The organism is Actinoplanes sp. L3-i22 (assembly GCF_019704555.1).
GTDB lineage: Bacteria > Actinomycetota > Actinomycetes > Mycobacteriales > Micromonosporaceae > Actinoplanes.
Map to the genome: position 1 here is coordinate 1,350,684 of NZ_AP024745.1, position 6,817 is coordinate 1,357,500.

At 68.3% G+C, this 6,817-nt stretch carries 7 protein-coding genes; 6 read left to right on the forward strand and 1 reads right to left on the reverse strand.

Translation table 11 applies throughout. From position 1 onward, the window contains the following. Positions 1 to 19 precede the first annotated feature (19 nt). The 6 genes from tig (at position 20) to L3i22_RS06335 (ending at position 6,391) form a co-directional block, all read left to right on the forward strand. A complete protein-coding gene (tig, locus tag L3i22_RS06310) occupies positions 20 to 1,369 on the forward strand; it encodes a trigger factor (RefSeq protein ID WP_221326047.1) in 1,350 nt (449 codons plus the stop codon). A gap of 219 nt (positions 1,370 to 1,588) precedes the next feature. Next, the gene (locus L3i22_RS06315; protein ID WP_221326048.1) at positions 1,589 to 2,224 is read left to right on the forward strand and encodes a ClpP family protease; all 636 of its coding nucleotides are present in this window, start codon (positions 1,589 to 1,591) and stop codon (positions 2,222 to 2,224) included. Between the two features lie 11 nt (positions 2,225 to 2,235). After that, complete coding sequence (locus L3i22_RS06320; RefSeq protein WP_221326049.1) at positions 2,236 to 2,898, forward strand: ATP-dependent Clp protease proteolytic subunit; 663 nt, start codon at positions 2,236 to 2,238, stop codon at positions 2,896 to 2,898. 212 nt (positions 2,899 to 3,110) lie between these two features. Next, complete coding sequence (gene clpX / locus L3i22_RS06325) at positions 3,111 to 4,400, forward strand: ATP-dependent Clp protease ATP-binding subunit ClpX (RefSeq protein WP_221326050.1); 1,290 nt, start codon at positions 3,111 to 3,113, stop codon at positions 4,398 to 4,400. A gap of 56 nt (positions 4,401 to 4,456) precedes the next feature. After that, positions 4,457 to 5,044: a GNAT family N-acetyltransferase gene (locus L3i22_RS06330; protein ID WP_221326051.1), complete on the forward strand. Its 588-nt coding sequence runs from the start codon at positions 4,457 to 4,459 to the stop codon at positions 5,042 to 5,044. Positions 5,045 to 5,596: 552 nt separating this feature from the next. Next, entirely contained in the window at positions 5,597 to 6,391 is a 795-nt protein-coding gene (locus L3i22_RS06335) for a carbon-nitrogen hydrolase family protein (protein WP_221326052.1), read from the forward strand. Positions 6,392 to 6,408: 17 nt separating this feature from the next. On the opposite strand, the gene L3i22_RS06340 is transcribed toward L3i22_RS06335, so the two are convergent. Beyond that, a complete protein-coding gene (locus L3i22_RS06340; RefSeq protein WP_221326053.1) occupies positions 6,409 to 6,624 on the reverse strand; it encodes a hypothetical protein in 216 nt (71 codons plus the stop codon). Between the last annotated feature and the right edge of the window lie 193 nt (positions 6,625 to 6,817).

The following is a 6,817-nucleotide window of genomic DNA, read 5'->3' on the forward strand; positions in this document are numbered from 1 at the left end:
AGCAACAAGGAGTACGCCTGTGAAGAGCACCGTCGAGACTCTGAGCCCGACTCGGGTGAAGCTCGCCATCGAGGTGCCGTTCGACGAGCTCAAGCCGAGCCTGCAGAAGGCGTACCGGGAGATCGGCGCGCAGGTTCAGGTTCCGGGCTTCCGAAAGGGCAAGATCCCGGCGGCGGTCATCGACCAGCGGGTCGGTCGTGGTGCGGTCCTCAACGAGGCCGTCCAGGAAGCGATCCCGGAGCAGATCCTCGCCGCGGTCAAGGAGCACGACGTCAAGACGCTCGGTCGGCCCGAGGTGGAGATCACCGAGTTCGCCGACAACGCGCCGCTGAAGTTCACGGCCGAGGTCGACGTCCGTCCCGAGATCGCGATCCCGGACCTGTCCACGATCACCGTGGAGGTCCCGGCCGTCGAGATCGGCGACAGCGAAATCGACGAGCAGATCAACGGCCTGCGTGAGCGCTTCGCGACGCTGAAGACCGTCGAGCGCGCCGCGGTGGAGGGCGACTACGTCCAGCTCGACCTGAACGCCACCGTCGACGGCGAAGAGGTTCCGGGCGGCTCGGCCACCAACATCTCCCACGAGGTGGGCAGCAAGCAGCTGCTCCCCGGCCTGGACGAGGTGCTGGTCGGCCTCTCCGCCGGCGAGGAGGCGAACTTCACCACCCAGCTCGTCGGCGGCGACTTCGCCGGCCGTGACGCCGAGGTGAAGGTTGCCGTCCGGACCGTCAAGGACAAGCAGCTGCCCGAGATCGACGACGAGTTCGCCCAGCTGGCGAGCGAGTTCGACACCCTGGAGGAGCTGCGCGGCGACCTGCGCGAGCGGCTCACCAAGGCGAAGAAGGTCGAGCAGATCTACGCGGCTCGGGACGAGGCGCTCAAGCAGCTCGTCGACGCCGCCGAGATCCCCGCGCCGGAGGGCGTCGTCAAGGACGAGGTCGACGGCCGCAAGCAGGCGATGACCGACCAGCTGGAGCGGATCGGCGCGACCCTGCAGGACTACCTGGCCTCCGAGGAGAAGACCGAGGAGCAGATCGACCAGGAGCTGACCGAGGCCGCCCAGGAGGGCGTCCGGATCCAGCTGCTGCTCGACACGGTCGCCGACGCCGAGGACGTCCAGGTCACCGACGACGAGTTCGGTCACGAGATCGTGCACCGGGCGCAGCGCGCCCAGATGCAGCCCCAGCAGTACTACGACCAGCTGGTCCGCTCGGGTGCCGCGGCCGCCGTCTTCGGCGACGTGCGCCGGGGCAAGGCCCTCGCCTCGGTCATGGAGCAGGTCACGATGAAGGACAGCGAGGGCAACGTGCTCTCCCTGGACGACCTCCGCGCCGCCTCCGAGGACGAGCACGCCGGTCACAACCACTGATCAAAGGCAGATCAGGGCAGGCTTCACTCGGCCACCGCGCACCGCTCACGGTGCGCGGTGGCCGCTGTCATTTCGGGGGTACGGCGGAGGCCCGGTGCGCTGTCAGCGAACACCCGCCTGAGCGGGAAGCTGATGCGCAATCGACCCGTTAGGTTGGTCGTACGACGGACAACTGCCGGCCGGAGTCTCGGCCGACACAGCAAGCTGTGAAGGGCTGCCATGACCGATCTCCACATCCCAACCGGGCCGGTGTCGCGGCGCGGCGGCGACTCCTTGAGTGGCAACCTCGACGACTCGGTCTTCAACCGCCTGCTGCGTGAGCGGATCATCTTCCTCGGCAGCGAGGTGACCGACGCGGTCGCCAACCGCATCTGCGCGCAACTGCTGCTGCTCTCCGCCGAAGACCCGGAGCAGGACATCCACCTCTGGATCAACTCGCCCGGCGGCTCTGTCTACTCGGGTATGGCCATCTACGACACGATGCAGTTCATCGACAACGACGTGTCGACCGTCGGGATGGGGATGGCTGCCTCGATGGGGCAGTTCCTGCTCTGCGCCGGGACCGCGGGCAAGCGCTATGCCCTGCCGCACGCCCGGATCATGATGCACCAGCCGTCGGGTGGCATGGGCGGCACCGCCGCCGACATCGCCATCCAGGCGGAGCAGATGCTCTACACCAAGCGCATGTTCCAGGATCGGATCGCGTTCCACACCGGTCAGAGCCCGGAGCAGATCGCCGACGACTTCGACCGGGACCGTTGGTTCACGGCAGCCGAGGCGAAAGATTATGGCTTCATCGACAAGGTGATCACCGGGGCCGTCCAGGTCCCGGACGGCGCCGGCACGCTGAACTGAGGAGCTGACCCATGACCGACCTTTCCATGCCTCCCGGGTTCGCTCCGGTGCACAACCGCTACGTGCTGCCCTCGTTCTCCGAGCGCACCTCGTGGGGCATCAAGGAGTCGAACCCGTACAACAAGATGTTCGAGGACCGGATCATCTTCCTCGGCGTCCAGGTGGACGACGCGTCGGCCAACGACGTGATGGCCCAGCTGCTGACGCTGGAGAGCACCGACCCGGACCGCGACATCACGATGTACATCAACTCGCCCGGTGGCTCCTTCACCGCCATGACGGCGATCTACGACACCATGCAGTACGTCCGCCCCGACATCAGCACGGTCTGCCTCGGCCAGGCGGCCAGCGCGGCCGCGGTGCTGCTGGCGGCCGGCACGCCCGGCAAGCGGATGGCGCTCCCGCACTCGCGGATCATCATCCACCAGCCGGCCACCGAGGGTGGTTACGGCCAGGGGTCGGACATCGAGATCCAGGCGCGCGAGATCATGCGGATGCGGACCCAGCTCGAGGAGATGCTGGCCCGCCACTCCGGCCAGACGGTCGAGAAGGTCCGCAAGGACATCGACCGCGACAAGATCATGACCGCCGCCGAGACCAAGGAGTACGGCCTGGTCGACACGGTGCTGGTCAGCCGGAAGAAGAGCCTGCAGGCAGTCGGCTCGAACAGCTGAGGTACTCGATGTCAGGGGCCGGACCGGTCTGACTAGACTGGCCGGTCCCTGACACGCCCGTTTTGGGGGGTCGGAGAACAGCCCCTTTGCGGGTAACGTCGAGCCAGCAGCCTCAGTTACGCGGGTCGGCAGACGATGAGATGGCAACGAGGCATTCCGTCCTCGGACACGGACCGGCCAGTGGTCAGTCGTTGAGCGCAAGGAGAACGTAGGTGGCACGGATCGGTGACGGTGGCGACCTACTCAAGTGCTCCTTCTGTGGGAAGTCACAGAAGCAGGTCAAGAAGCTCATCGCGGGCCCTGGGGTCTACATCTGCGACGAGTGCATCGATCTCTGTAATGAGATCATCGAGGAGGAGTTGGCCGAGACCGGCGAGGTGAAGTGGGAAGAGCTTCCCAAGCCGATGGAGATCTGCCAGTTCCTGGACAACTATGTAGTGGGCCAGGAGCACGCCAAGAAGGCGCTCGCCGTCGCGGTCTACAACCACTACAAGCGGATCCAGGCCGAGTCGAGCGGTGCTCCCGGTGGGGGCAGCGACGTCGAGGTGGCCAAGTCCAACATCATGCTCATCGGCCCCACGGGCTGCGGCAAGACGCACCTGGCGCAGACCCTGGCCCGGATGCTGAACGTGCCGTTCGCCATCGCGGACGCCACGGCGCTGACCGAGGCCGGCTACGTCGGTGAGGATGTCGAGAACATCCTGCTCAAGCTCATCCAGGCGGCGGACTACGACGTCAAGCGCGCCGAGCAGGGCATCATCTACATCGACGAGGTCGACAAGATCGCTCGCAAGAGTGAGAACCCGTCGATCACCCGGGACGTCTCCGGTGAGGGCGTGCAGCAGGCCCTGCTGAAGATCCTCGAGGGTACGGTCGCGAACGTTCCGCCCCAGGGCGGCCGTAAGCACCCGCACCAGGAGTTCATCCAGATCGACACGACGAACGTGCTGTTCATCGTGGGTGGCGCGTTCGCCGGCCTGGACCGGATCATCGAGCAGCGCGTCGGCCAGAGCGGGGTCGGCTTCGGCGCCCGGCTGCGGTCGATCTCGGAGCGGAACACCGACGACATCTTCAGCAAGGTGATGCCGGAGGACATGCTGAAATTCGGGCTCATCCCCGAGTTCATCGGCCGTCTCCCGGTGATCACGTCGGTCCGCAACCTCGACCGGGACGCGCTCATCAAGATCTTGACCGAGCCGCGGAACGCCTACGTCAAGCAGTACCAACGTCTCTTCGAGCTCGACGGTGTCGAGCTGGAGTTCGACGAGGGTGCGCTGTCGGCCATCGCGGATCAGGCCATGCTGCGCGGCACGGGCGCCCGTGGTCTCCGGGCGATCATGGAGGAAGTCCTCCAGAACGTCATGTTCGAGGTGCCCAGCAACCCGGACGCGGCTCGCGTCGTGATCACCCGTGAGGTGGTCGTGGAGAACGTGATCCCGACGATCGTCCCGCGTGAGTTCGTCGGCCGGCGCCGGCACGCGCGCGAGGAGAAGTCGGCCTGAGCGACACCCGCGATCTGGCGGGCATCCTCGCCGGCATCGAACGCGGGGACCGGCACGTGCCGGTCCCGTGGCTCGAGGTCGTTCCTCCACCGTCGCCCGATCGGGCGGCGGTGGTGTCGTTCCCGGGTCACGTCGTGGTCGCCGCCGACGTGGAGCCCGACTGGGCCGGGAAGCTCGCCGGTGAGGACTTCGCCGCACCCACCGGCCCGCGCTTCCTGACCGCCCTGGAGGACCGTTTCGGCCTGCGTGCCGGGGCGTTCGACGTCGCCCTGCTCGCGGGGCCGCTGCCGGGCGATCCGCCGCTCCCGCTGACCCCGCTCGACGCGAGCGGGCATCCGCGGGCGTTGCGCGCCCACCGATACCGGGCCGACGTGCGCGTGTGGGAGTCCGAGCACGGCCTGCTGGTCGTCGGCCGGGGGCTCGCCGGGCGCTGGGAGGTCGCCTTCGAGGTGGACCCGGCGGCGCAGGGAAGGGGCCACGGCCGGCTGCTGGCGACGGCGGCCCGCCACCTGATCCCGGAGGACCGGCCGATCTGGGCGCAGTGCGCCCCGGGCAACTCCGCAAGCCTCCGCGTGCTCCTGGCCGCCGGCTACCAGCCGGTCGGCTCAGAGATCCTGCTGATGCCGGCCACCGCCGGCTGGTAACCACCCGGCCGACCCTCTGGTTGCGCAGTTGCTGCCGGCCAGCCGGCCTGGGTTGGCCAGCCTGGGTTGGCCAAGTGCCGGCACCCGAGTTGCCGGGGTTGGCCAGCCCCGCCGGCCAGTCCTTTCAGTGACCAGCCGCCCGGTCGGCCAGCCCTCGCCCGCCGCCCCTGGTTGGCCAGGCGCTGCCGGCCAGCTGCCGCGGGGTCCCGCCCGGTGTGGTCAGCGCTGCCCGGCCTGTTGGCCCTGGGCTAGCCAGCCGCTGCCGGCGGGCCGGCCGACAGTTCGGTTGGCAAGTGCTGCCAGACGGTCGCTTGGTCGATCAGCCGGGGCTGGCCCGTGGTCTGGCGGAGGAGCGCCTGGTCAGCCGCCTACTGGGTAGTCCCCACCCGCCACGGGGGCCTGCCCAATGCCCATTATCCCGGGTTGGCCGGGATCGTGGTTTTGGCCTGTGGACAACCTGCTGGTGTGGATAACGGTGGGGTGGCCGGGGCGGGGTGTGGCCTGGGGCTGGGGGTGGACGGGAGACGGGGCTCACGTCGTACGCTCGGATTTATGCGCGTCGCCGTTTGCCAGCTGAACTCGCGGGAAGACCGCGCCCATAATCTTGCCGTCGCGAGGTCGTTGCTCGAGCGCGCCGCCGCAGGCGGCGCCGAGCTGGCGGTGCTCCCGGAGTACGTGGACTTTCTCGGTCGCGCGGCGGACGCCCCCAAGCCGGAGGCGATCGACGGCGAGTTCGCCGCGTTCTTCGCCACGGCGGCGCGCGAGCTCGGGCTCTGGGTGCACGCCGGCTCGTTCCACGAGATCGGCCCCGACGAGGATCGGACCTTCAACACCACGCTGCTCTTCCGGCCGGACGGTTCGCTTGCGGCGAGCTATCGCAAGATTCATCTGTACGACGTGGAGATCGCCGGCCGGGTCTCGTACCAGGAGTCGCGCACCGTCGCGCCGGGGGAGCGGACCGTCGTCGCCGAGGTCGACGGGGTGCCGACCGGGCTGAGCATCTGTTACGACCTGCGCTTTCCGGAGTTGTACCGGCAGCTCGCGATCGCCGGCGCGAAGATCCTCGTGGTGCCCGCGGCGTTCATGCTGCACACCGGGCGGGACCACTGGGAGGTGCTGCTCCGCGCCCGGGCGATCGAGAACCAGTGCTTCGTCCTGGCCGCCGGTCAGATCGGCGATCACGAGCCGGGGCGGACGTGCTTCGGGCGGAGCATGATCATCGACCCGTGGGGGACGGTGCTCGCGCAGGCCCCGGACACCGAGAGCGTGGTGCTCGCCGACCTGGATCTGGGCCGGCTGGAGACGATCCGTGCGGAACTACCGAGCCTGGCGAATCGGCGTCTCTGACCGAGATGTATCCGGCGTCACAGACTCTGGATCAGGTAGCTGACGACCGCCAGCCCGACGACCGCGGAGCCGACCAGCAGGAGGGCGCCGCCCATCCGGGTCGGGCCGCGCATGAGCAGCTTCCGCGCCGAGACGACGACGGTCACCAGCACAAGTACGCCGATCACCAGCTGCCAGAGCGGAACCAGCAGCCCGAGGAAGGCGTCGACCGCCAGCGTCTCGGATGCGTTCATGAGGCCACTCTGTCACGGTTTTCTGTCCCCGTGTGCCACCGCGCCGCCGGTGACGTGCACGGTCGTCGATTTGCGGTTCGGGCGGGCGGTCAAGTAATTTCTTCTCTGCCCACGGGAAACCGGTACGGACGGCCACGAAAGTGACAATCCGGATCGCGCCTTCGAGGGCCGCTGGAGCGAGCTACGCTTGAGT